Origin of the sequence: Streptomyces sp. NBC_00523 (assembly GCF_036346615.1) — a bacterium.
In the GTDB taxonomy this organism is placed as follows: Bacteria; Actinomycetota; Actinomycetes; order Streptomycetales; family Streptomycetaceae; genus Streptomyces.
This window is the reverse complement of the sequence record NZ_CP107836.1, coordinates 410858-432862: the sequence shown is the minus strand read 5'-3', so window position 1 is coordinate 432862 and position 22005 is coordinate 410858. Positions and strand designations below refer to the sequence as shown.

The 22005-nt window shown below is 72.5% G+C and carries 24 protein-coding genes and 1 pseudogene; 7 read left to right on the top strand and 18 right to left on the bottom strand.

Annotated features, from left to right (window positions below; genetic code table 11):
* Positions 1-10: 10 nt before the first annotated feature.
* The 5 genes from OHS17_RS02110 to OHS17_RS02090 all read right to left on the bottom strand — a co-directional run bounded on the left by OHS17_RS02110 (position 11) and on the right by OHS17_RS02090 (position 2611).
* Positions 11-265 (bottom strand): DUF6332 family protein, encoded by a 255-nt coding sequence (locus OHS17_RS02110; RefSeq protein ID WP_330310778.1) that lies wholly within the window; start codon positions 263-265, stop codon positions 11-13.
* Between the two features lie 61 nt (positions 266-326).
* Positions 327-788, bottom strand: coding sequence for an iron chaperone (locus OHS17_RS02105; protein WP_330310777.1), 462 nt, complete (start codon positions 786-788; stop codon positions 327-329).
* 52 nt (positions 789-840) lie between these two features.
* A complete protein-coding gene (locus tag OHS17_RS02100; protein ID WP_330310776.1) occupies positions 841-1491 on the bottom strand; it encodes a glyoxalase in 651 nt (216 codons plus the stop codon).
* A 5-nt stretch (positions 1492-1496) separates the two neighbouring features.
* Positions 1497-1985 carry a helix-turn-helix transcriptional regulator gene (locus OHS17_RS02095; RefSeq protein WP_330310775.1) on the bottom strand — a complete coding sequence of 163 codons (489 nt, stop codon included), beginning with the start codon at positions 1983-1985 and terminating at the stop codon, positions 1497-1499.
* 86 nt (positions 1986-2071) lie between these two features.
* Positions 2072-2611 (bottom strand): CGNR zinc finger domain-containing protein, encoded by a 540-nt coding sequence (locus OHS17_RS02090; protein WP_330310774.1) that lies wholly within the window; start codon positions 2609-2611, stop codon positions 2072-2074.
* A gap of 191 nt (positions 2612-2802) precedes the next feature.
* Between OHS17_RS02090 and OHS17_RS02085 the strand changes: the two genes are divergently transcribed.
* The 4 genes and pseudogenes from OHS17_RS02085 to OHS17_RS02070 all read left to right on the top strand — a co-directional run bounded on the left by OHS17_RS02085 (position 2803) and on the right by OHS17_RS02070 (position 6955).
* Complete coding sequence (locus tag OHS17_RS02085) at positions 2803-4065, top strand: MFS transporter (RefSeq protein WP_330315130.1); 1263 nt, start codon at positions 2803-2805, stop codon at positions 4063-4065.
* Between the two features lie 100 nt (positions 4066-4165).
* Positions 4166-5056, top strand: coding sequence for an alpha/beta hydrolase (locus OHS17_RS02080; RefSeq protein ID WP_330310773.1), 891 nt, complete (start codon positions 4166-4168; stop codon positions 5054-5056).
* Positions 5057-5088: 32 nt separating this feature from the next.
* Entirely contained in the window at positions 5089-5550 is a 462-nt protein-coding gene (locus tag OHS17_RS02075; protein WP_330310772.1) for a nuclear transport factor 2 family protein, read from the top strand.
* A pseudogene (locus OHS17_RS02070) lies at positions 5550-6955 on the top strand (MFS transporter). Before OHS17_RS02075 ends, OHS17_RS02070 begins: the two are co-directional and overlap by 1 nt.
* Here OHS17_RS02070 and OHS17_RS02065 read toward each other — a convergent pair.
* The 4 genes from OHS17_RS02065 to OHS17_RS02050 form a co-directional block, all read right to left on the bottom strand.
* A complete protein-coding gene (locus OHS17_RS02065; protein ID WP_330310771.1) occupies positions 6887-7849 on the bottom strand; it encodes a LysR family transcriptional regulator in 963 nt (320 codons plus the stop codon). The pseudogene OHS17_RS02070 and the gene OHS17_RS02065 sit on opposite strands and share 69 nt — an antisense overlap.
* A gap of 89 nt (positions 7850-7938) precedes the next feature.
* On the bottom strand, positions 7939-8592 hold the full coding sequence (locus tag OHS17_RS02060; protein ID WP_330310770.1) for a hypothetical protein: 654 nt from the start codon (positions 8590-8592) through the stop codon (positions 7939-7941).
* 118 nt (positions 8593-8710) lie between these two features.
* On the bottom strand, positions 8711-9538 hold the full coding sequence (locus OHS17_RS02055) for an SDR family NAD(P)-dependent oxidoreductase (protein ID WP_330310769.1): 828 nt from the start codon (positions 9536-9538) through the stop codon (positions 8711-8713).
* Positions 9535-11064: a DHA2 family efflux MFS transporter permease subunit gene (locus tag OHS17_RS02050; RefSeq protein WP_330310768.1), complete on the bottom strand. Its 1530-nt coding sequence runs from the start codon at positions 11062-11064 to the stop codon at positions 9535-9537. The genes OHS17_RS02055 and OHS17_RS02050 overlap by 4 nt, the downstream gene beginning before the upstream one ends.
* 138 nt (positions 11065-11202) lie before the next feature.
* Between OHS17_RS02050 and OHS17_RS02045 the strand changes: the two genes are divergently transcribed.
* From OHS17_RS02045 to OHS17_RS02035, 3 genes are all read left to right on the top strand, one after another.
* Positions 11203-11886, top strand: coding sequence for a TetR/AcrR family transcriptional regulator (locus OHS17_RS02045; protein WP_330310767.1), 684 nt, complete (start codon positions 11203-11205; stop codon positions 11884-11886).
* A gap of 156 nt (positions 11887-12042) precedes the next feature.
* Positions 12043-12726 (top strand): response regulator transcription factor, encoded by a 684-nt coding sequence (locus tag OHS17_RS02040; protein ID WP_330310766.1) that lies wholly within the window; start codon positions 12043-12045, stop codon positions 12724-12726.
* 187 nt (positions 12727-12913) lie between these two features.
* A complete protein-coding gene (locus tag OHS17_RS02035; RefSeq protein WP_330310765.1) occupies positions 12914-14137 on the top strand; it encodes a cytochrome P450 in 1224 nt (407 codons plus the stop codon).
* Between the two features lie 63 nt (positions 14138-14200).
* Here the strand turns inward: OHS17_RS02035 and OHS17_RS02030 are convergent, their stop codons facing one another.
* Genes OHS17_RS02030 through OHS17_RS01990 form a run of 9 tightly spaced genes read right to left on the bottom strand, consistent with a single transcriptional unit; the run spans position 14201 to position 21983 of the window.
* The gene (locus OHS17_RS02030; RefSeq protein WP_330310764.1) at positions 14201-15040 is read right to left on the bottom strand and encodes an SDR family oxidoreductase; all 840 of its coding nucleotides are present in this window, start codon (positions 15038-15040) and stop codon (positions 14201-14203) included.
* A complete protein-coding gene (locus OHS17_RS02025) occupies positions 15037-15705 on the bottom strand; it encodes an antibiotic biosynthesis monooxygenase (protein ID WP_330310763.1) in 669 nt (222 codons plus the stop codon). Before OHS17_RS02025 ends, OHS17_RS02030 begins: the two co-directional genes overlap by 4 nt.
* A gap of 51 nt (positions 15706-15756) precedes the next feature.
* On the bottom strand, positions 15757-16971 hold the full coding sequence (locus OHS17_RS02020; RefSeq protein ID WP_330310762.1) for an MFS transporter: 1215 nt from the start codon (positions 16969-16971) through the stop codon (positions 15757-15759).
* Positions 16968-17933, bottom strand: a complete 966-nt coding sequence (locus OHS17_RS02015; protein WP_330310761.1) for an LLM class flavin-dependent oxidoreductase — start codon at positions 17931-17933, stop codon at positions 16968-16970. Before OHS17_RS02015 ends, OHS17_RS02020 begins: the two co-directional genes overlap by 4 nt.
* Before the next feature lie 39 nt (positions 17934-17972).
* Positions 17973-18743, bottom strand: coding sequence for an SDR family NAD(P)-dependent oxidoreductase (locus tag OHS17_RS02010; RefSeq protein WP_330310760.1), 771 nt, complete (start codon positions 18741-18743; stop codon positions 17973-17975).
* Positions 18744-18745: 2 nt separating this feature from the next.
* On the bottom strand, positions 18746-19933 hold the full coding sequence (locus OHS17_RS02005; RefSeq protein ID WP_330310759.1) for an FAD-dependent monooxygenase: 1188 nt from the start codon (positions 19931-19933) through the stop codon (positions 18746-18748).
* Positions 19930-20868, bottom strand: coding sequence for an aromatase/cyclase (locus OHS17_RS02000; protein WP_330310758.1), 939 nt, complete (start codon positions 20866-20868; stop codon positions 19930-19932). The genes OHS17_RS02005 and OHS17_RS02000 overlap by 4 nt, the downstream gene beginning before the upstream one ends.
* 38 nt (positions 20869-20906) lie before the next feature.
* Positions 20907-21692 (bottom strand): 3-oxoacyl-ACP reductase FabG, encoded by a 786-nt coding sequence (gene fabG / locus OHS17_RS01995; RefSeq protein WP_330310757.1) that lies wholly within the window; start codon positions 21690-21692, stop codon positions 20907-20909.
* A gap of 9 nt (positions 21693-21701) precedes the next feature.
* On the bottom strand, positions 21702-21983 hold the full coding sequence (locus OHS17_RS01990; RefSeq protein WP_330310756.1) for an acyl carrier protein: 282 nt from the start codon (positions 21981-21983) through the stop codon (positions 21702-21704).
* Between the last annotated feature and the right edge of the window lie 22 nt (positions 21984-22005).

Below are 22005 nucleotides of genomic sequence, written 5' to 3'. Positions count from 1 at the left end.
CCTCGACGGCTCAGTGCCCCTTACGGCGCTCCGCGTCGAAGCGGCGCAGCACCCGGACCACGCGCCACACCCCGGCCGCCGCTCCGAGCAGCGCACCGCCGGTCAGGGTGCGGTCACGTGCCGGGCCGGTGACGTCGAAGGCCAGGACGGCGGCGAAGGACACCGCGAAGACGGCCGCCCCCAGCACGGCGGCCGATACCAGGGCGAAGACGATCTCCACCGTCATCGCGTCCTTCTCCCACCGTGACTCACGCCCCATGTCCATGGCGCAAGTCTCACATCGCGGTCAACCCCGACCGGGGCCGACCGCGGGGGAACACGGGGCCTCAGCCCGCCGCCTTCCGGACGAGCGCGGTGATCTGCTCCTCGGCGGCGGCGGTCAGCTCGGTCAGGGCGTACGCGGCCGGCCACATCACGCCGTCGTCCAGCGCGGCCTGGTCGCTGAAGCCGAGCGTGGCGTACCTCGACTTGAACTTCTCCGCGCTCTGGAAGTGGCAGACGACCTTGCCGTCCCTGGCGTACGCGGGCATGCCGTACCAGAGCTTCGGCGCGAGCGCCGGAGCGGCCTCTCCGATGATCTTGTGGATGCGCTCGGCGAGAACGCGGTCCGCGTCCTGCATCTCGGCGATCTTCGCGAGGACGTCCTGCTCCGCAGCCGCTTCCTTCTCGGCCCGGGACGCACCGCGCCGGGAAGCCGCCTTCTTCTCCTCGCGCGCGTGCTCCTTCATCGCGGCCCGCTCCTCGGCGGTGAATCCGCTGTAGTTCTCGGAGGACTTCGACGTCGGCATGGCAGGGGGTTCCTTTCGTACGGGAAAGATGGGGGAGGAGCGGGTGTGCGGGTCAGGCGTGGTCGGCGGCGGCGGGCTCCCAGGCGAAGCCGTCCGGGTCGGTGAAGGCGCCGGCGGTGCCGCCGAGGACGATCCGGTGGGCGCCGGCCGCGTCGTCCGGGACCCCGAGGTCCTTGGCGAGGGCGCGCCGCTTGTACAGCGCCAGCTTGACGGCGGAGGACTCGCCGGGCAGGAACTCGGCGTACTTCCCGCCGAAGCTCTTGCCCACGGCCAGCCCCCGGTCCACGTAGAACTGCTTGGTGGCCTTCACGTCCCGCACGCCGAGCAGCAGGATGAACTCGTCGATCTCGCGGGTGGCGGGGCCGGTGTCCTTCTTGGCCGAGGTCGCGATCTTCCAGATCGTCCCGTCCGGGGCCTGTACGACGCCGCCGTACCCCCACAGCGACTTGGCGGCCGGCTTCAGCACGGTGGCCCCGGCGTCGACCGCGGCGGCCACGAACCCGTCGACGGTGGCCGGTCCGGACACGGTGAGCGCCAGGGTGAAGCCGCGGAACCCGGTGTCCTGGGCCTCGCGGGCCCTCAGCCGGATGTGCGTGTCCACTCCGAAGGCGGCGTAGAAGCGGCGGGCCTCCTCGACGTCGGCCACCTCAAGGGTGACGGAGGAGAGCGAGCCGGCGGGCTTGGTGTCAGTGGTGGTGTCCATGAACTTCACGTTAGGGGCCGGGTCGGTGCCGGGGCTTCTTGATTCCTGACCGCTCTCGCGACCCGCTGCGCCAGGCACGCCGGCAGTCCCTCCACGCCGGGTGAAGCCGCCGCACCCGCGTTGTCCGCCCCGCTCTTCGCCAGGCGGCGGAAGCGCTCCGGCGTCAGGCCGGTCAGCTCGGTGAAGCGGGCGGTGAATATCCCCGGAGTCGCGCAGCCGACCGCGGCGCAGACGGCGCCGACGCCGAGCTCGCCCCGTAGCAGCAGCGTCGCGCGGTCCACGCGACGGGCCGTCAGATAGGCGTACGGGGACTGCCCGTAGACGGTCCGGAACCGTCGGCTGAGGCAGCCGGGGGCCATGCCGGCGCCGCGCGCGAGTGCCAGCACGTCGAGCGGCGCGGCGTAGGTCCGGTCGATCAGATCACGGACGCGGCGTAGCCGCGCCACGTCGGCCGGGCGCTTGCCCGGGGTGTGTTGTACGGGTGAGATGTTCATGTCCAGCAGGCTAGGGACGCCCCGGCGGCCCCCGCTTCTCGATTCCTGATGAGCCCGGCTCCTGATGAGCCCGGCGGGACGCCCCGTCAGACGGCTTCCCGCTTACGGGTGGTGTAGGTGCGGGACTTGTTGCGGTTGCCGCACACCTTCATCGAGCACCAGCGGCGGCTGCGGTTCTTCGAGATGTCCCAGAAGGCCCAGGCGCAGGTGTGCTCCGCGCAGCGCTTGAGCCGGGCCGCGTCGCCGGTGGTGACCAGTTCGTTCCAGGCGATGCCCAGGGCGGCCACGGGCCGGCGCGCCGACGGCAGACCCGGGGCGGCGGCGAGCGTCCCCCGGGCGGTGACCAGCACCGGGTGCGCGGCGAGCACGCGCTCGGCGGCGGCGAGCAGCGCGGGGTCGGGGGTGTCGCCCACGTGCGCGCCCAACTCCTCCCTGAGGCCCGCGCGCAGCGCGAGGTAGTCGGTGTGCACGTCCGCCGACATCTCTGCGGGGGCGTCGAGCAGACCGCGTCCGGTGAGCCAGGCGGACAACCCGGCGGCGGTGGCGATCTCGTCGCTCGCTTCCTCCACGTCGACCGTGTTGGCGAAGGCTTCGATCAGGACGGCGGGGGCCGGCTGCTCCAGCATGAGCGTCACTCCTTCCACACCCTCGCCATCCTACCGGCTATCGGTTTTGCCGGTTGCGCGGTGCGGGCGGCGTGGGGCACAGTTCACTCACCGGCTAACGCGTTAGGCGGTGATACGGCGTGCTGCCGAGACGACCAGGGGGATGGACGGCCATGACGACAACAGCGCCTGCGCACACGGGCACCGCGACCATGCGGCACGACACCCGCGCGCGCCCCGGGTGCCGCAACACCGCCGTCCTGGTCGCCTTCACCGCCGCGACCAACCTCGCCGACGGCGTGATGAAGATGGCCCTGCCCCTGCTCGCCGCCCAGCTCACCGGCTCACCCGCGCAGGTCACCGCCGTCTCCCTCACCCTCACGCTGCCGTGGCTGCTCATCGCCCTGCACATCGGCGTCCTCGTCGACCGCTTCGACCGCCGCCGACTGCTCTGGACCGCGAACGGCATGCGCGTGGCCGCCATGGCCTGGCTCACCGTCTCCGCCCTCGCCGGCGGCGTCGCGCTCCCCGTGCTCTTCGCCGCCGGCGCGCTCCTCGGCGTCGCGGACGTGGTGGCCTCGACCTCGGCGTCGGCCCTGGTCCCGGCCGCGGTGCCGCCCGCCGGGCGCGAACGGGCCAACGCCTGGATGGTGGGCGCGGAGACCGTGGGGCAGGAGTTCGCCGGCCCCTTCGTCGGAGGGCTGCTCCTGGCCGCCGGAACCAGCATCGCGCTGGGTGTGACCGGCGCCTCCTACGCCCTCGCCGCCCTGTCCCTGCTGCTGCTCGTGGGCCGCTTCCGCCCCGCCGCTCCCACCCCGGACACGGTCCCCGCATCGGTCAACAGCCGCATCGCGGAGGGCGTACGTTTCCTCTGGAACGACCGCCTGCTGCGCACCCTGTCCCTGATCGTCGCCGTGCTCTCCGCCGTCTGGGGTGCCTGGCTGGCGCTCATGCCGCTCTACGCCCAGCGGACCATGGGGCTCGGCTCCCGCGAGTACGGCATCCTGCTGAGCGCCCTCGGCGTCGGCGGCCTGGCCGGGGCGCTGACGGTGACCTGGGTCAACCGGGTCCTCGGCATCCGGCGCGCGATGTTCGCCGACCTGATCGGCACCCTCGCGATGGTGTCGCTGCCCGCGCTCACGACGAGCCTCTGGGCGGTGGCGGCCGGGGCGCTCCTCGGCGGCATGGGCGGCACCCTCTGGTCCGTCAACGCCCGCACCCTCACGCAGCGCAGGGTGCCGGACGAGATGCTCGGCCGCTACGGTGCGGCGTCCCGCCTCTTCACCTTCGGCGCCATGCCCCTCGGTGCGGCGCTGGTGGGCCTGCTGGCCGAACTGGGCGGCATGCGCCTCGCGTTCGGCCTCTTCGCCGCCGCGACCGCGGTGACGCCGGTGCTGTTCATCCGGAACGTGCCCCCACCCTCCGGACGTGCGTCCTCACCGTCCGGCTACCGCACACCGTCGGGGAACGTTTAGCTCAGCTCAACCTCGCCTTATACATGGGCCGTTGATCCGGAACACCGCCGGATGTCAGCGTGAGGGCATCCCGTTCCCCCTCGATCGCAAGGAGTGGCGTATGCCCGTACGTGAACAGGTGAGCTTCGTCGGTGACATGGGCAAACTGGCCGGTCACCTCAACCTGCCCGACGCCGATGAGACCACCCCGCCGTCCGCCGTCCTGGTCGCCGGAACGTGGACGTCCGTCAAGGAACAGATGGCCGACCGCTACGCACGGGAGCTGGCCGCACGCGGCTACGCGGCGCTGTCGTTCGACTTCACCGGATACGGCGAGTCCGACGGCGCGCCACGCGACTGCGAGTCGCCCGCGCAGAAGGTCCGCGACCTGCGCGCGGCGGCCGACTTCGTCCTGGCCCACCCCGCCGTGAACGGCGAGGCCCTGGGGGCGCTGGGGGTGTGCGCGGGCGCGATGTACGCCGGAGCCTTCGCCGCCGAGGACCCCCGCGTACGCTCGCTCGCCCTCGTCGCACCCTGGCTGCACGACCGCCGGATCTGCGAGGAGAACTACGGAGGCCCCGAGGGCATCGAGGCGAAGAAGGCGGCGGCGGCCGAGGCCGCCGGCCGGTACGCGGAGACCGGGGAGGTCACCTACGTGCCCGTGGTCAGCGGCAGCGACCCGGACGCCGCCATGCCCTTCGACATCGACTTCTACCTGAACCCCGAACGTGGCGGGATACCCCAGTGGCCCAATCGGTACGCCGTCATGGCCTGGACCGAATGGCTCGACCACGACGCCGTCGCCCTCGCCCCGCGCATCACGGCACCGACGCTGCTCGTGCACAGCGAGGACGCCGCGATCCCGGACGGGGCCCGGCGCTTCCACGCGGGTCTGGCCGGGTCCTCGGAATTCGTGTGGACGGAGGGCGTTCAGTTCGACTTCTACGACCAGGCACCCCAGGTCCGCCTGGCCGCCGATGCCGCCGCCGAGCACTTCGCCCGCACGCTGTGAACACCGCCGCCCCCACAGACAGGTCGTCCACCATGCCCGAATCCACCCACACCCTCGCCTCCCGGTACGCCGTCGCCGAGACCTGCACCCGCATGGCGGTGCACGCCGACCGCCGGGAGTGGGAGCAGTTGCGCACGCTCTTCGCCGACAAGGTCGTGCTCGACTACACCAGTCTCAACGGCGGAGAGCCGGTCCGCCTGACACCGCGGGAGATCACCGACGCCTGGAGCGGCACGCTCTCCGGCTACGACGCGACCCAGCACCTGATCGCCAACCAGCTCGTCATCGTCGAGGGCGACCGCGCCGTCTGCACCGCCTCCTTCCAGGCCACCCACCGCCTGGCCGCCGCCCACGGCGCGTCCCTGTGGACGCTCGGCGGCGACTACCGCTGGGAGCTGGCCCGCAATGGCGACCGGTGGGTGATCGACACGGTGGTCATGACCGCGACCTGGGGCGACGGCAACCAGGCACTGCCCGTACGGGCGGCGGGCTGATGGCCGCCGGACTCGACTCCACCACCGGCGGAGCATCGGCCACCGAACGGCGCGGCTCACCCGCCGTGCTGGGCGCCGCCCTGCTGGGGTTCTTCCTCATCTCCCTGGACGCGCTGATCGTCACGGTCGCCCTGCCCGACATCGGCCGCGGCCTCGGCGTCGGCATGTCCGGACTCCAGTGGGTGGTCGACGGCTACACACTGATGTTCGCCGCCCTGATGCTGTCCGCCGGGGCCCTCTCCGACCGCATCGGCGCGAAGCGGGCCTTCGGAGGCGGACTGATCCTCTTCGCGGCGGCCTCGGCCGCCTGCGGGCTCGCGCCCGGCCTCGCGGTCCTCGTCACGGCCCGGCTGGTCCAGGGTGCGGCGGCCGCGGTGATGATGCCGGCCTCGCTGGCACTGGTCCGGCAGGGCTTCCCCGATCAGGCCGAGCGGGCGCGTGCGATCGCGGTCTGGACCGTCGGCGGAGCCGTCGCCGTCGCGGCCGGCCGGTGGTCGGCGGGGCGCTGACCGCGTCGGCCGGCTGGCGTTGGATCTTCTACGTGAATCTCCCCGCGGCCCTGGCGGCGCTGGCTCTCCTGGCCCGGCTCCCGGCCTCCCCGCGACTGCCGGCGCGGCTGGACGTGCCGGGGCAGGTGACGGCGGTCCTGGCGATGGGCGGGCTGACGTACGGCGTGATCGAGGGCGGGGCCGAGGGCTTCGGCCGCCCGGCGGTCCTCGCCTCCTTGGCGGTGGCCGTCGTCGGGGCCGCGGGGTTCCTCGTCGCGCAGGCGCGGGGCGCCCACCCCATGGTGCCGATGGCGCTGTTCCGGACCCGGGTCGTGACGGTGTCCCTGGTGGTCGGCTTCATGGCCAACGCCGCCTACTACGGGGGCGTGTTCGACTTCAGCCTCTACCTCCAGCAGGAGCGCGGGCAGACGGCGCTGCACGCGGGCCTGATGTTCATCCCGATGACGGCCCTGGTCGCGCTGGTGAACCTGGCCTCCGCCCGGATGGCCGCCCGGTACGGACCGCGCGTCCCGATGACCGTGGGGCAGCTCGTCGGCGCGGGCGGACTGCTGTCCCTGCTCGTCGTCGGCCCGCACACCGGGGTGTGGGTGGTGGCGACGCTCATGGTGCCGGTCGGCCTCGGCGGTGCGCTGGCGGTGCCGGCCCTGACCGCGATGCTCCTGGATGCGGTGCCCGCCGACCGTGCGGGCACCGCCGGGGCCGTACTCAACACGGCACGCCAGGTGGGCGGGGCGATCGCGGTGGCCGTCTTCGGGGCGCTGCTGGCCGGCGCGGATTCGTTCCTCGCGGGGATGCGCTGGAGCGTGCTGCTCGCCGCGGCCGGGCTGCTAGCGACCGCCGCCGCAACCCTGACACTGCCGAGCGCCGGAGGCGTCGGTGCCCCCGCAGCCGCATGAGGGGCGGCCGGCCGGCGCGGCGAGCTCCACGACGGTCCGGATGAAGGCCGACAGGCCCGGCGGCCGGTCACCGGTGCGCCACATCAGCGCGTAGTCGACGGGCTCCGCGTCATTGAACGGCACGTAGGCGACATCCGGCCGGACGTGGTACCTGCCGGCGGCGACGGCCGCCACGGTGGCCCCCTTCCCGGCCCCGACCAGCGCCAGGACGCCCTGCCAGCCGCCCGCCGCCGGACCGTGCTCGATCGGCAGGCCGCCCGGTGTGCGGGCGGGGAAGAACCACTCGCTGAACGCCTTCGAAACCCCTGCGGCCGTCACCAGCGGCAGCTCGGCCAGCACCTCCACGGACACGGTGGCCCGCCGTGCCAGAGGGTGGCTTGCGGAAACGACCAGCGCACGGGGCTCGGAGAACACCACCGGGCCGACGACGACGTCGGCTTCCTCCACGGGCGGCTCAGCGACCACCAGATCGACCTGCTCGTTCCTCAGCGCGGCTATGGCGGCGTTGTACGTCGCTTCCAGCAGCTCGACCGTGCAGTCCGGGTGGCGCGCGGTGAAGGCGTCACCGGCCTTGATGAGGAGTTCCCCGCTCCACGGAGTGGTGAAGCCGGCCCGCAACGCGCCCCGTATACCGGAGTACGCCGCCGTCGCGTCGGCGAAGGCACGCTGGATCTGCCGGTACGCGGGCAGCAGGTCCTCCCGGAGCCGCCGGCCGACCGGGGTGAGGACGACGCGGCGGCTGGACCGTTCGAACAACGGGCCACCGACGCGCCGTTCCAGCGCTTTGACCGTCTGACTGACCCGCCCGGGCGACACGTGCAACCGTTCCGCGGTCCGCGCGAAGTGCAGCTCGTCCGCCAACGTCAGAAACGTCTCGATCTCGTACCGCTCCACCAACGCCCCCCGGCCCGTCCGACACCGCCGCGTCGTCATCGTAGTTTCGCGGCAGGACCGGGGTGTTCCGCCGCCCCGCTGCGGCCGCCTCAGCGTGGAGCGGTGGCGTCCGGGGGCAGGAAGGTGCGGTGGTGGCGGTAGAGCGTGCCGGTGCCGCCGAAGTCCTTGAGCACCGGGGCCCACACCGCCTCGATGTGGGCGACGGCCGGCTCCTCCGCGACCCACTCGGAGAAGCTGAGCACCTGGCCGCCGTCCGCGGCGATGTGGAGGTGCGCGGCCAGAGCACCCGGGTAGGCCCGGTCGTCGCCCTCCGTCCGCTCTTCCCCCGCGAGCAGCCCGTCGAGCCAGGCGCGGGCGGCCCGCTCGTCCTCGGCGGGGAAGAACGCCGCCGGGAACGACTCCGGGACGGGCGCCGGCTCCTCCACGGCGGTGCCGCGGACCGTGCGGTAGTGCCGGAACACCCGGGACACGGCGCCCGCCCCGTCCGACGGGCCGGTGGCCGGAATCCGGTCCTCGGCGTCCCACTGGGCGTAGGTCAGCACGGAGTCGTCGTCACCGCTGGTGTACACGGTCAGGGAGAGCAGCCCGCGCGGCCACGGTGCGCGGCGCGCGGCGGCGACGGCCTGCTCGGCGGTCCGCCGGGTGTGGTCCGGTCCCCGTGTGGCGACGGTGGTGACGAGTACGGCCGCGCTGCGCGGATCGTCGAGGACGGCCCGTACGGGGTCGGCGGACACGTAGGACATGGTGGCGGGCTCCTGGGAGTCGGGGGGCGGGAGAGGCGGGCGGTGCGGGCGCCCTCCCAGTCTCCGTCCGGCGTCCTCCGATTCCCAGGGCCGCCGTTTCAGGTCTTCGTCAGGAGTGTCAACTCCCCGCAAGGAGGCGGTCGGTGAGGTCGCGCAGCCGGCGTGCGGCGGCGGGGGCGAAGTCGGGGGTGTCGACCGGAATGCGACGGCCTTCGACGTAGGCGCTGAGCGCTTCGGCGGGGGGTTTGTCGATGGCGTCGGTGATCGGCGGCAACGCTGCCTCGACGGGCTTCGCGTGCGCCTGCATCGACCGGATGTGAGCGAGTGTCGCGCGGTCGTACTCACCGGAGAAGCCGGTCGCCGTGACCCCGGGGTGGATCAGGACGTAACGGATCCCGGCCGGGCCGTGCTGCTCGGCGTAGGAGACGCCCAGCAGGTCGTTGAGCTTTCCGCCGTGACCGAGCGCGGCCCCACCGTGGTAGCCGCGGCTGAGCTGGAGGTCGTCCCACTGGACGATGTCGAGCCCGGCGCCCGGACCGGCCACGTTGACGACGACCGGATGCGGGGCCCGGGAGAGCGGCTCGGCGAGGGCCTGGCCCAGCACATGGCGGCTCAGGTAGAAGAGCGCGAAGTTCTCCTCGTACCCCTCCGCCGTCTCCGTGCGCCGGAAACGGTAGTGGCGGGCGCAGAACACCAGCGCGTCGACCGTCGGGAACGCGGCGCGGATCTCCTCGGCGGCGCGGGAGGTCTCCGTCAGCAGGCTGAGGTCGGCCGTGACGAAGAAGGCCCGCCCGGCGGCGCCCGACGCACCCGCGGCGTCGAGGAACCGGCGGCCCTTCTCGGGGTTCCGGCCGATGACGACCACCGTGTCGCCCCGCCCCAGGTACACCTCGGCCAGAGCCTTGCCGATGCCGTCGGTGCCACCGGCGATCACCAGCGTGCTCATTCGCTCTCTCCTCGCGTACGAACGGATGCGGTGGGGACCCCCACGGACGGGGCTTCCGCGGACCTTGCTTTTACGGTCGCGGCCTCCGCGGGCGGGCTTCCGGCGGACGGGGCCTCCGACGGCGTGGCCGCGGGGCGGCCCGGCAGCAGGGTCGCCGCCCCCAGGACGAGGACGAGCACCACCGACACCGTCCAGTACGCGGCGTGGAATCCGCGGACCGGGTCCCCGTCACCGGCGGTCTGCATCACGAGCGCCACGACGGCGATGCCGATCGACGCCCCGAGCTGGTTGAGCATGTAGAGCACCGAGCTCCCCTGCGGCACCAGGGGCGCGGGCAGGGTGCGGTAGAGGGAGGCGATCGTGGGGGCGCCGACCGCGCCGAGACCCACGCCGATGGCGAACGCGTCAACGGCCGGCCACACTTCGGACGTGTCCGCGCCGATACGGGTGAAGGCCAGCGCGCTCAGCAGCGCGAGAGCGCCGCCCGCCTGGACGAGGCGCCGCGAGCCGACCCGGTCCGAGAGCCGGCCGGTGACCGGCATGGACAGGGCCGACCCGATGCCGAGCGGGGCGAGCAGCAGGGCCGCCTCGAAGGTGCTCCGTCCCTGGACCTGCTGGTGGTAGAGCGGCAGGGCGAAGAGGCTGGCGAACGTGGCGAGGCCGACGAGCGAGCCGACCGTCACACTGGCGGCGAAGCTGCCGCGCTTGAACAGGCGCAGGTCGATGAGCGGCGCGGCCGCACCCTCGCCGCGTCGTCGCAGGGCGTGGAACCCGTAGCCGCCCAGCAGCACGACGGAGAGCACCAGCGGCACCAGCACCGACGGGACGGCGAACGCGGCCTGTTCGGCGGCCTGCGAGAGCGCGAGCACACCGGCCGCCACGCCCGGTCCGATCAGGGCGAGTCCGAGGATGTCGAGCTTGCCGGCGGCCGACTTCCCGGCGGGGGAGTCCCCGGGCACGAACTTGAGGGCGAGTGCCAGGGCGACGAGGCCGATGGGGACGTTGACCAGGAACATCCAGCGCCAGCCGGTGCCCTGGAGGATGATGCCGCCGACGACCGGTCCGAACACCGGGCCGCTGGAGCCGACGATCCCCATCAGCCCCATGACGCGTCCGGCGCGGGCGGGCCCGGAGGAGCGGGCGAGCAGGGTGAGCATCAGCGGGTCGAGCAGGCCGGCACCCAGGCCCTGCACGACGCGGAAGACGATGAGGCTGGGTGCGTTCCAGGCGAGGCCGGAGGCCACCGAGCCGACGAGGAAGACGACGAGGCCGAGCAGCCACAGCCTGCGTCCGCCGAACCGGTCGACCGCCCACGTGGTGACGGGGATCGAGACGGTGAGCGCGAGCAGATAGCTGGTGGACACCCAGCTGATGGTGGACAGCGAGGTGTCGAAGTCCCGGGCGAGGGTGTCGGCAGCGACGGCGATCATCGAGCCGTCGAGGATCCCCATGATCCCGCCCAACAGGATCACGCCGATCAGCCGCCGCAGGGCGGGATCCAGACGTTCGTCCTGTGCATGCGCCATGACTGTCTCCGGTGAGATCGAGCGAGAATTGCACTGGCGAGTGCAGAGTAGGGCACCCGTGCGTTCGGTTTCAACGCTTCGGGGCATTGATTTGCACTTGCTGGTGCATTTCTGTGAGTTGGTGGGTACGATGGCCCCGTGAGCGGAACGAGCACCCCCAAGGCCCCGTCGCGAGGCCGCATCGACAAGCGGCAGGCGATCCTGGGCGCCGCATTCACCGTCTTCGCCCAGCGGGGCTACGCCCGCGCCTGCATGGAGGAGATCGCCGAGGTCGCGGGGGTCGCCAAGCACACGGTGTACAACCACCTCGGCGACAAGCAGAGCGTCTTCCGCAGCGCGATGGAGGCCGCGGCCGACGACGTGATGGCTCAGAACCTGGCCGTCGTGGACCTGTTCACCGCCGAGGGTGGCACGGGTGCCGAGGTGCCGGACGGCGACGAGGCCGCCCGGCTCGAAGAGCTGGCGTACCGCTTGCTGTTGCGATGTTGCAATGAGCAGTCCTGGGCGCTGCGGCGCCTGCTCTACGCGGAGATCGGCCAGTTCCCCGACCTGTTGGAGATCGTCTGGGGGCGTGGTGCGAGCCGGCTCAAGGAGGCGCTGGCCGACCGGCTGGCCCGGCTCGCCCTCTCCGGCCGCCTGAGGTCCTGCGATCCGGCGGAGGCGGCCGAGCACTTCCTCGCCCTGCTGACCGGTCCGATGGAGGCCCGGTCCCAGCTCGGCACCCGAGCCGTTCCGGACGCTGAGGTCCGGCAGGTGGCGCGGTCGGCGGTGCACGCTTTCCTGGGAGCTTACGGGGTGTCAGATCCCTTGCTGAGTTCATGAGTTGACACGTACTGGCAAGCTCGAACGGTCGTACGCGAAGCGGTCATTGACTTCCGTGAACGCTTCTTTAAGACCCTCGACACGTGCCATCGGATCCCGGGCCGCGCGGAGAACATCGTCTGCGTATGCGCACCCGATCGGATCAAGGGAGACATCGTGCAGATTCTCGTGGTGGAGGACTCACACAACAGCGACGGCGAACTGACCCGGGCACTGGAACGCCACGGGTACGGCGTCGCCTCCGTCAGCAGCGGGACGGCGGCACTGGACGCACATCGTGGTGCGGACTTCGTCCTGCTCGACCTCGACCTTCCCGACATCGACGGCCTGGAAGTCTGCCGGCGCATCCGCGAGGAAGCGGAGATACCGGTCATCACCTTCACGGACAGCGGCAGCGAACTGGACCGCGTCCTGGCCCTGCGGACCGGCGCGGACGACTGCCTCGACAAACCCTACGAATTCCGCGAACTGGTGGCGCGCATCGAGGCCGTGACCAGGCGCAGGCACGCCCGGCCGGGATTACGGGAATCCCTGACGGTCCTCTCGATCGGAACGCTGCGCATCAATGCCGCGTCCCGCGAGGTCCTGTTGCGTGGAAGTCCCGTCGATCTCACCCGCAAGGAATTCGACCTGCTCTACTATCTCGCCCGGCACTCCGAGAGCGTGGTCAGCCGGCAACGGCTGATGACCGAGATCTGGGAGGACCCGATGCCGCACGTGCTGGGGTCCCGGGCGACCCGCACCGTCGACACCCATGTCAGTTCCCTGCGCAGCAAGTTGGGCCAGAGGAGCTGGATCAGGACCGTACGAGGCGTCGGGTTCAGGGTCGGGCACGGGTGAAACCCCGTGGTGGGCCGCCGGATTCCGTGACCCGTCGGCCCACCTTCGCCCCCTGCCCCGCCGGTTTTCCTTTTCCTGACAACGAATTGTCGAGATGTGATGAAACGGCTGACCGGGACGGAAAACGGCGGAATCTAGAGTCGGCAGGGTTCGCGCACCGGTTCACCTCACAGACGGAGACCCTCCGATGACGACGACCGATTCCGGGAATTCCCTCTCCTCCTGCCCTTACCACGCCTCCGGCTTCACCTCCGAGCGCCTCGAACTCGACCCGGCCTACGCCAGGCTGCGGAGCGAGGAGCCCGTCACCCGGGTCACGATGCCGCACGGCGGGGACGCCTGGCTGGTGACCCGGTACGCGGACGTACGCGCCGCGCTCTCCGACCCCCGGCTGAGCAGGGCCGCCGCCGTCGGCAAGGACGTCCCCCGGTCCAGCCCGCTGATCCAGCAGGCCGATTCGCTCCTCAGCATGGACCCGCCGGGGCACACGCGGCTGCGCCGGCTCGCCGCGAAGGCGTTCACCGCACGACAGGTGGCCGCCGTCCGGCCGAGGGTGCAGGCGGTCATCGACTCCCTCGTGGACGCCCTGGAGGAGTCGGGTCCCCCCGCCGACCTGGCCACCGGGCTGGCCTGGCCCATGGGCATCACGGTCATCTGCGAGACCTTCGGCATACCGGAGGAGGACCGCGGCCGGTTCCGCGAGTGGACCGACGCGATGATGGCGCTGACGGTCGCCGATCCCGCGACCATCCAGGCGGCGCGGGACAGCCTCGACGGCTACCTGCGGGAGCTCATCGCGCGCCGGATCGCCGAGCCCGGTGACGACCTGCTCAGCCGTCTGGTCACCTCGCGCGAGAGCGGCGACCGGCTGACCGAGAGCGAACTCGGCGTGTTCGCCGTGGATCTGCTCACCGCCGGCCATGAGACGACCGCCAACCAGACCGGCAACTTCCTGTACACCCTGCTGGCCCGGCCCTCGCTGTGGGAGTCCCTGGTCAAGGACCCGGCCCTGGTTCCCCCGGCGGTCGAGGAACTGCTGCGGTACACCCCCCTGGCCACCAGCGTGGCGCCCTTCTCCCGGATCGCCGTGGAGGACTTCGAGCTCGCCGGGCAACTGGTGCGCGCCGGTGACGCGGTGGTCGCGCAGACCGACTCCGCCAACCGGGACGGGACCGTGTTCGAGAACCCGGAGGAGCTGGACTTCCACCGGGAGAACAACCCGCACGTGGCGTTCGGGCACGGCGCGCACCACTGCCCCGCGGCCCCGCTCGCCCGGCTCGAACTGCAGACGGTCATCGCGACCCTGGCGCGGCGGCTGCCGGGGCTGCGGCTCGCGGTGCCGGCCGACGAGGTGGAGTGGAACACCAACCGGGTGATGCGGGGTGTCACGCGCCTGCCCGTCGAGTGGTAGCACCGGAACGGCCGTGAGCGGCGCCCCCGGCGGGGGCGCCGCTCACACGTGGGCCGTGGCCGGTCAGCGGAAGGCTTCGGCGTTCTCCTCCGCCCACTGCGCGAAGGAGAACGCCGGACGGCCCAGCACGTCCGGCACGCCGTCGTACGTCCGCTGCGGCCGGCCGTCCCGCTCCGCCTGGTACGCGACGAGTGTCGCGGCGACCGGTTCGGGCACGAACGCGGTGAGCTGCTTCTGGTACTCCTCGGGCGTGATCAGCCGCACCAGGACCTCCCGGCCCGCTGCCGCCGCCACGAGCTCCGCCTGCCGCCGCGCCGAGAGGGACTGCGGGCCGGTGATACGCAGAGTGGCACCCCGGTGGGCCTCGTCCAGGAGCGCGCGCACCGCGACGGCCGCGACGTCCGACTCGTGGACCGGCTCGCTGTGGGCCTCGGGATAGGCGAGCCGCAGCGGGCGCCCCTCCCGTATGTCCTCGGCCCACTGGAGGGCGTTGGTGGCGAACCCGCCGGCCCGGACGAACGTCCAGCCGATCCCCGACGCCCGCAGCACGTCCTCCACGAGCCGGTGCTGCTGCGCGATCGGGCTCGTGTCCGCCCCGTGGCTGTCGATGGCGAGAGAGGAGAGCAGCACGATGTGCCCGACCCCGGCCGCCGCCGCGGCCTCGGTCAGACGGGCGGCGCCGGCCGGCTGGGCGTACAGGAAGATCTTCTGCACGCCGTGGAGGACGTCGTGCAGGCCCTGCGGTGAGGCCAGGTCGAGTCGCACCCGCTCCACCTCGTCGGGCAGTGCCGTCAGGGACGCCGGGTCGGCGCTCGCGGCCCGCACCTTCTCGCCGGCGGCGAGAAGTTCGCGTACGACGGCGGCGCCGACCCGGCCGCGTGCTCCGGTCACCAGGATGGTCATGTGTCGCTCCTCTCGGGGGTGATGCTGTGGTGGAGATGGAAGCGGCGAAAGCCTATGGGGCGTACGCCGGGAGTGGCACCGGTGGCCCGGAGGGTGGCCGCGCGGGCCGCACTCTCAAGGAAGGCCAGATGTGCCGCGTCACTGGTCCACTCCGCGTAGTTGAGGACCCGGCTGCCGTCCGTGCTCGCGTGGAAGTGGGCGCTGAGCATGCCTTCGCGCTGTTCCGCCGGTGCGTCGGTGACGGCCCGCGCCACGGACTTGATGATCCGCTCCTGTGCGTCGGCCCCGTCGACGTCGAAGGTGGCGACGACGACGGCTCCGGGGGGTGTTCCGGTGCCGTCCAGGACGACGCTGGTGTGCAGCCGGTAGGAGACGGCCGCGGCCGCCGCCGGACCCCGGAGCGTCCGGACGAGGTCGTGGTGGGCGGTGGGCCGTGCCGCCTGGACGTACGTGAGGACGGTGTCGCCGCCCGTATCCAGGTAGGCGTGGAACGACAGCAGGCCGTCGGGCCACACGGCTCCGGCCCACCGGTCGGACACCTCGTCCAGCAGGGCGCGGGCGGCGTCACGTCCGGGGGCGTGCCAGTGGGTGATGTGGACCGAAGTGGCGTCCGGGCGCGCGAGGTCGGGGCCGCGGCGGGCGGCGGCCCGGGGCTCAGTGCCCATGGGGCTGCTCGCGGACGGGGACGGCGACCGGGAGCGGTGGTGCGGAGCGGGTCATGCGGGTTCCTTCCGTGCGGGTGGGCCGGGACGTCCGTCGCGGAGTCCGGGGAGAGCGGCGGCCAGGCCCCCGGCCGCCGCGACGGCCAGCACGGCGAGGGCCGGGCGCCGGTCGTCGAAGGCGGTCAGGAGCCAGGCGGTGAGCGGGAGGAGCAGGACCGCGCCGAGTTGCACGGCCATCTGGTAGAGCGGGATCGCCGTGGCGCGCCGCGACGGCGGCACGGACCCGGCGGCCCGCATGTTGAGCGCGGCGAAGGAGAGCACGAACCCCGCGCCGACGAGGAGCAGCACGGGCAACGTGCGGGTGAGGTACGCGTCCGAGGGCGGCCGCCACACGGCGAGCAGGTATCCCAGCAGAGGCGCCGCGGCGCCCAGCGCGATGAGCCGGCCCGTTCCGTGGCGACGGACCAGGGAGCCGGCGAACGGCACGGACACGGCGAGCGGCACGCAGGCGGGCAGCAGCGCCAGCGCACCCGTCCAGGGCGACAGACCGAGCCGCCCCTGCATCTGGAAGGTGAGCAGGAACAGCAGCCCGTGGTAGGTGCCGTTCAGCGTGGCCGCCCCCAGACCGGTGCGCAGCAGTACGCGGTCGCGCCCCGACAGGCGCGGAGCCGGGGCCGGCGGCCGGGCCGTTGCCTCGTGGGGCACGAGCCGCAGCCCCCACAGCAGGAGGACGAGGGCGACGGGGGCCGGCAGGAGGAAGATCCAGCGCCAGCCCACCTCCAGGAGCGCCCCGGACACAAGGAGCCCGGCCGTGAACCCCGCGGCCCCGAAGGCGGAATACACCGAGACGGCACGGCGCCGCTCCGGCCCCTCGGGATAGGCCGTTCCGATGATGGCGAGCCCCATCGGCGCCGTGAGGGCCGCGCACGCGCCCTTGACCACCCGGGTCGCGATGAGCAGGGCGGGCCCGTCCGCCAGCCCGCCCGCGACCGACGCGAGCGCGAAGCCGAGCATCGCGGCGAAGTAGACGCGCCGCCTGCCGAACCGGGCGGCGAGCCGCGGCCCGGTCGGCAGCAGGGCCGCGAAGCCGAGGGCGAAGCCGCTCATGAGCCATTGCACGGTCAGCAGCGACAGGCCCAGGTCGTTCCCGATGACCGGCAGGGCGACCAGGACGAGGGACACCTCGGTCGCGTCCAGCACCATGTTGCCGGAGAGGACAAGGAGCAGGGCCCACGCGTGCCGGGCGGAAGCGCGTTCGGTCGTCGTCACGGCAGGAGGCGCGGCAGCTGTTCGGTGACCAGCTCCAGGTTCTCGGCGACCAGGTCGTCCGGCATGCCGGCGATGCTCGCCCAGAAGATGAGGTGCTTCACGGGCAGGCCCGCGGTCAGCTCCTTGATGCGGACGGCGGCGTCCTCGGGGGTGAGGATGTCGAGCAGTCCGCGCCGGTCCTCGGCGTCCGGGTCGCGCAGATCATCGAGGGTCAGCGGCGGCGGTCCGTCGAAAGCGGTTCCCTGGAGGGCCCCTTGACGGTAGGAGTTCACCTGGTGGACCAGGTGGGGGCCGATGCGGTGCCAGGCGGCCTCCGGGTCCCGGGAGAGCAGGAGGGGGAGCAGGTCGCTCACACGGGCGGTCTCCGGGTCGTGGCCGCCCTCGACCAGTCCCTCGCGGTACTGCCCGAAGCGTTCACGGTTGATGTGCAGCAGCCCGACGCCCAGCCGCCCGGCCAGCCGGGCGCCCCGCGGCCCGTAGAAGCCGCCCCACACCGGTGGCGGGTCCTGGACCGGCAGGGGAGTGATCTCCCGCTCGCGCCAGAGGCGGAGGATCTCCCTCATGCGTTCCTCGGTCCGTGCGAAGCGGTGACCGAAGTCGGCGTCGAAGAGCGCGTACTCGGGGACGCGGTAGCCGGCCCCGAGGCCGAGCTCGAGCCGGCCGCCGCTGATCAGGTCCACGATCGAGGCCTGTTCGGCGAGGTCGACGGGGTGGTGCAGCGCCGGCAGGACGACGGAGGTGCCGATGCGCGCGCGGCGGGTGCGTGCGGCGACGGCCGCCGCGAAGGTGAGCGGCTGGGGAAGGTAGCCGTCCTCGAAACGGTGGTGCTCGGTGAACCACAGACCGCCGACGCCCCGGCGATCCGCTTCCTCGCAGAACTCCAGGGTTCGCGCGTAGTGGTCTGCCCAGGGCCGGTGCCACTGGTCGGGGTTGCGCAGGTCGAAGAGGAGTCCGACGTCCATGACAGATGCCTTTCGGAGGGGAGGGACGGCGGCCAGTGCCTAGCCGAGGAGGGTGCCGCCGGTGGCGTCGACGAAGGAGCCGGTGATCCAGCGGGCCTCGTCCGTGGCGAGGAAGGTGACGACGTCGGCGACGTCCCCGGCCTCTCCCACCCGCTGGAAGGCGGACAGCTTGGCCATCTCCGCCACGGCCTCCGGGATGTCGAAGACGGGACTCCCGTTGTCGGTGATCCCGGGCGCCACGCTGTTGATGGTGATGCCGCGCGGGGCGAGCTGCCGCGCCAGGTGGAGGGTGAGCTGCTCGATGGCTCCCTTGGTCATGGCGTACGCCACCTGCTCGGGGTTGGCGACCCGGGTCAGGCCCGAGGAGATGTTGACGATCCTGCCCCCCTCGGGAATCGACGGCAGGGCGCGCTGCACCAGGAAGTACGGTGCCTTGGCGTTGACGGCGAAGAAGCGGTCGAACTGCTCCGGGGTGACGTCCTCGGGGGCGACACCGTTCTGGGTGGTCTCACCCGCGTTGTTGACGAGGATGTCGAGGGTGGTCTCGCCGGTCCGCTCCTTCAGCCCGCGTTCCAGGCCGAGGAAGAGTTCGTGGACATCGCCGGGGACGCCGAGTTCGGCGCGAACGGTGAAGCCGCGGCCGCCCTCCCCCTCGATGGTCGCCAGGGTCGCGTCGGCCGACTTCCGGTCGTGCGCGTAGTGGACGGCGACGAGGGCGCCCTCGCGGGCCAGCCGGATCGCGATGGCGCGTCCGATGCCCCGGCTCGACCCGGTGACGAGTGCGGTCTTTCCTTCGAGCCTGTTGCTCATGGTCAGCTCCCTGTGGATGCGGGCGGTCGGGGGGTGTCGAGCCCGGTGACGACCCGGGCGAGATGGCGGCGTACGGTGCCCAGGCGCAGGAGTCCGGCGATGACCTCACGCACGCCGTCCACCTCGGGGCCGCCGAGCAGCAGCCGTGCCTGGGCCCGGATTCCGGTGAGGACGCGGGCGGCCACCGGGTGCCGTTCGCGGTGGTACGCGTCGAGCTCGTCGTCTCCGGCGCGGCCGGTGACGCGGGCGGCGAGGCGGGGACCGAGGGCGGCGGCGTCCTGGAGGCCCAGGTTGAGCGCCTGGCCGCCCACCGGCATCTGGACGTGGGCGGCGTCACCGGCGAGCAGGACCCGGCCGCGCCGGTACGCGGTGACCTGCCGGCTGGTGTTGTCGAACGCGTTCAGCCACAACGGCGTGCCGTGGCCGATGTCCTCGCCGGTCACCGCGGCCCAGGCGGCGGCGACCTCCGCGAAGGACGGCGGACCGGTACGCCGGGCCGGTGGCGCGCCGAAGAGGTGGACCATCACCCGGGTGGAGCCGTCGGGCCAGCGGTGCGCCGTGGCCAGCCCGTGCGGGTGCCGTTCGAAGCGGCGGTCGGGTACGTCGATGCCGGCCACGTCGGCACGCAGCATCTCCAGCGTCCCGTCCTCACCGGTGAGTTCGAAGCCGCCGAGCCGCCGTACCGTGCTGCGTTCGCCGTCGCAGCCGACGACGAACGCGGCCGTGGTGCGGTGCGCGGTGCCGTCGTCGCCGGTGTGGGCGACCTCCACGCGGTGGGGAAGGACCGTGAGCCCCGTGACCCGCTGTCCGCGCCGGACGTGGGCCCCGAGGCCGGTGGCCCAGAGCTGAAGGACGGCCTCCAGCCGGGTCTGGGGGCACTTCCACTGTCCGGCGTGCGGGTGGCCGGGCTCCGCTTCGGCGAGATCGAGGCGGAGCCCGCCGAAATGGCCGGGCCCGCCGTCCGGCAGGGCGCCCAGCCGCCGGAGCACGCCGCGGTCCTCCAGGATCTCCAGGGTGCGGCTGTGCAGGGTGGACGCCCTGGACTCCGTGGCGGGTTCGACGAGCTGCTCCAGGACGGTCACCCGGGCACCGCCCAGGCGCAGTTCCCCGGCGAGGAGGAGCCCGACGGGCCCGGCGCCGACGACGACCACGTCGGCCGCCGGGGCCTCGGCAGCCGTCCGCCCGGTCAACGCCGGTCTTCCGCGTACTGCTTGGCGTGGCCCAGCGTGGCGCGGCTGTTGCCGCCGAGGGCGTCGCGGATGTAGGCGCGGGCCTCCGGGACCCCGGCGTCCACGCCGAGAATCTCGCTGATCCTCTCCGCGTTCAGGACCACGGTGTGCTGGGAGGTCGCGGTGGTGACCCCGTCGGCGTCCTCGTCGAGCTGCCAGTAGCCGGTGTGCAGGGTGAGCAGCCCGGGCAGCGTCGTCTGCTTGTAGGCGATCCGGCGGTACGGGAAGCAGACCCGGACGGACTCGGTGGTGTGGGTCGACCCGTCCTTGGTACGGGTGTCGAGCCGCAGGGTCTGGAGGCCGGGGGTCTCCTCCGTGAGCCGGACCCCGGCCACGTGCGGGAGCCGCTCGGACCAGAGCGTGGCCTCGTTGAGGAAGTCGTACACGTCCTTGGCGGAGCCCTCGATGCGCACGGAGTCCTCGAAGGAGAGGGACAGCCCCGCGTCGGTGGCGCCCAGTTCGAGGTTCGCCTTGAGCCCGGGCAGCTCGGCCCGGCTGTTGCGGTCGACGGCCTGGTCGATCCAGACCAGCTTCTCCGGATCGTCGTCCACGGCCCGGTACTCGTGGAGGAGGCGGACGCGGGTCTCGTCCTCGGCGAGCGGCTCGATGATCCAGGTCCCGGTCATCTCTGCGACGGGGTGGGCGGGGATCTCCTGCCAGAAGCGGATCCGCAGGCCCTCGGGGTCCAGGACCCGGATGGAGGTCCAGCTCTTGGCCTCGCCGTTGGCGGTGGCCCAGATGCGTATGCGCTCCTGGTCGCCGTCGGCCTCCAGCTGCTCGACGTGGACGGAGGGCGGGAAGAGGCGGGGCCAGTTCTCGACCTCGGCGAGCAGCCGGTAGACCTCGGAGGCGGCGGCCCGGACGGTGATTTCGTGCTCGACCTCGCGGGTCGTCATGGTGAAGTCTCCTGTGGGTGAGGTGACGTGATGGGATGTCAGAAGTTGCCGAGGCCGCCGCAGACGTTCAGGGCCTGCGCGGTGATGGAGGCGGCGGTGTCGGACACCAGATAGCCGACGAGACCGGCGACCTCCTCGGGCGTGGAGTAACGACCGAGCGGGATCTTTGCGTTGAACCTCTCCAGGACCGCCTCCTCGGTGGTGTCGTAGGCGGCGGCGTAGCCCTCGCGCACGCGCTGGGCCATCGGCGTCTCCACGTACCCGGGGCAGACGGCGTTGACGGTGATCCCGGTCGGGGCCAGTTCGTTGCCGAGCGCCTTGGTGAAGCCGACCACCCCGTGCTTGGAGGCCGAGTAGGGGGCGCCGAGGACGACGCCCTGCTTTCCGGCGGTGGAGGCGATGTTGATGATCCGGCCCCTGTCCTTCTGCCGCAGTCCACCGGTGTTGAGGACTTCCCGGGTGACGCGGAAGACGCTGGTGAGGTTGGTGTCGATGACGTCGGCCCAGAGGTCGTCGGCGATGTCCGCGGTCACGCCTCCGCCGCTGCGGCCGGCGTTGTTGACGAGGACGTCGACCGTGCCGTAGCGGTCCACGGCGGCTCCGACGAACGTGCGCACGTCGTCGGCGGACCGGACGTCCAGGGTGGCGCCGTCGACGTCCAGCCCCTCCGCCCGCAGTTCCTTGACGGTGGCGGCGACGTTGTCGCCGTTACGGGCTCCGATGAAGACCCGGTGGCCCTGGCCGGCGAGCAGCCGGGCGACGGCGAGGCCGATGCCGCTGGTGGCGCCGGTGACGAGGGCCACGGGGCCCGTGTGCTGGCTCATGAGGTCTCCTCAGACGGTGCGGGCGGCGGTCAGTTGCGCGTTGACCACGTCGATCAGTGCGCGGGGGGTCTCGGCGTCGGTCAGGGTGTCGTCGTCCAGCGTGATGCCGTACTCGCGCTCGATCCGGCCGCCCGTCTCCAGCAGGGCGAGCGACTCGTAGCCGAGGGCGTCGAAGGTGGTGTCGAGGATGTCGGCGTCGAGGTCGACCCCCTCCTCGGCGCCGGCGGCCTCCCGGAGGATGCGGCGCAGATCGTCCAGAACGAAGATGGTGTGGGTGCCGGGCACGGACATGGCGAAGCCTTTCGTGGCGTGG

What these genes read in the sequence shown, in the direction of transcription:
- OHS17_RS02110 (WP_330310778.1), bottom strand. Translation starts at nt 265, where the DNA reads ATGGACATGGGGCGTGAGTCACGGTGGGAGAAGGACGCGATGACGGTG.
- OHS17_RS02105 (WP_330310777.1), bottom strand. Translation starts at nt 788, where the DNA reads ATGCCGACGTCGAAGTCCTCCGAGAACTACAGCGGATTCACCGCCGAG.
- OHS17_RS02100 (WP_330310776.1), bottom strand. Translation starts at nt 1,491, where the DNA reads ATGGACACCACCACTGACACCAAGCCCGCCGGCTCGCTCTCCTCCGTC.
- OHS17_RS02095 (WP_330310775.1), bottom strand. Translation starts at nt 1,985, where the DNA reads ATGAACATCTCACCCGTACAACACACCCCGGGCAAGCGCCCGGCCGAC.
- OHS17_RS02090 (WP_330310774.1), bottom strand. Translation starts at nt 2,611, where the DNA reads ATGCTGGAGCAGCCGGCCCCCGCCGTCCTGATCGAAGCCTTCGCCAAC.
- OHS17_RS02085 (WP_330315130.1), top strand. Translation starts at nt 2,803, where the DNA reads ATGCGGCACGACACCCGCGCGCGCCCCGGGTGCCGCAACACCGCCGTC.
- OHS17_RS02080 (WP_330310773.1), top strand. Translation starts at nt 4,166, where the DNA reads ATGCCCGTACGTGAACAGGTGAGCTTCGTCGGTGACATGGGCAAACTG.
- OHS17_RS02075 (WP_330310772.1), top strand. Translation starts at nt 5,089, where the DNA reads ATGCCCGAATCCACCCACACCCTCGCCTCCCGGTACGCCGTCGCCGAG.
- OHS17_RS02060 (WP_330310770.1), bottom strand. Translation starts at nt 8,592, where the DNA reads ATGTCCTACGTGTCCGCCGACCCCGTACGGGCCGTCCTCGACGATCCG.
- OHS17_RS02055 (WP_330310769.1), bottom strand. Translation starts at nt 9,538, where the DNA reads ATGAGCACGCTGGTGATCGCCGGTGGCACCGACGGCATCGGCAAGGCT.
- OHS17_RS02050 (WP_330310768.1), bottom strand. Translation starts at nt 11,064, where the DNA reads ATGGCGCATGCACAGGACGAACGTCTGGATCCCGCCCTGCGGCGGCTG.
- OHS17_RS02035 (WP_330310765.1), top strand. Translation starts at nt 12,914, where the DNA reads ATGACGACGACCGATTCCGGGAATTCCCTCTCCTCCTGCCCTTACCAC.
- OHS17_RS02030 (WP_330310764.1), bottom strand. Translation starts at nt 15,040, where the DNA reads ATGACCATCCTGGTGACCGGAGCACGCGGCCGGGTCGGCGCCGCCGTC.
- OHS17_RS02025 (WP_330310763.1), bottom strand. Translation starts at nt 15,705, where the DNA reads ATGGGCACTGAGCCCCGGGCCGCCGCCCGCCGCGGCCCCGACCTCGCG.
- OHS17_RS02015 (WP_330310761.1), bottom strand. Translation starts at nt 17,933, where the DNA reads ATGGACGTCGGACTCCTCTTCGACCTGCGCAACCCCGACCAGTGGCAC.
- OHS17_RS02010 (WP_330310760.1), bottom strand. Translation starts at nt 18,743, where the DNA reads ATGAGCAACAGGCTCGAAGGAAAGACCGCACTCGTCACCGGGTCGAGC.
- OHS17_RS02000 (WP_330310758.1), bottom strand. Translation starts at nt 20,868, where the DNA reads ATGACGACCCGCGAGGTCGAGCACGAAATCACCGTCCGGGCCGCCGCC.
- fabG (WP_330310757.1), bottom strand. Translation starts at nt 21,692, where the DNA reads ATGAGCCAGCACACGGGCCCCGTGGCCCTCGTCACCGGCGCCACCAGC.
- OHS17_RS01990 (WP_330310756.1), bottom strand. Translation starts at nt 21,983, where the DNA reads ATGTCCGTGCCCGGCACCCACACCATCTTCGTTCTGGACGATCTGCGC.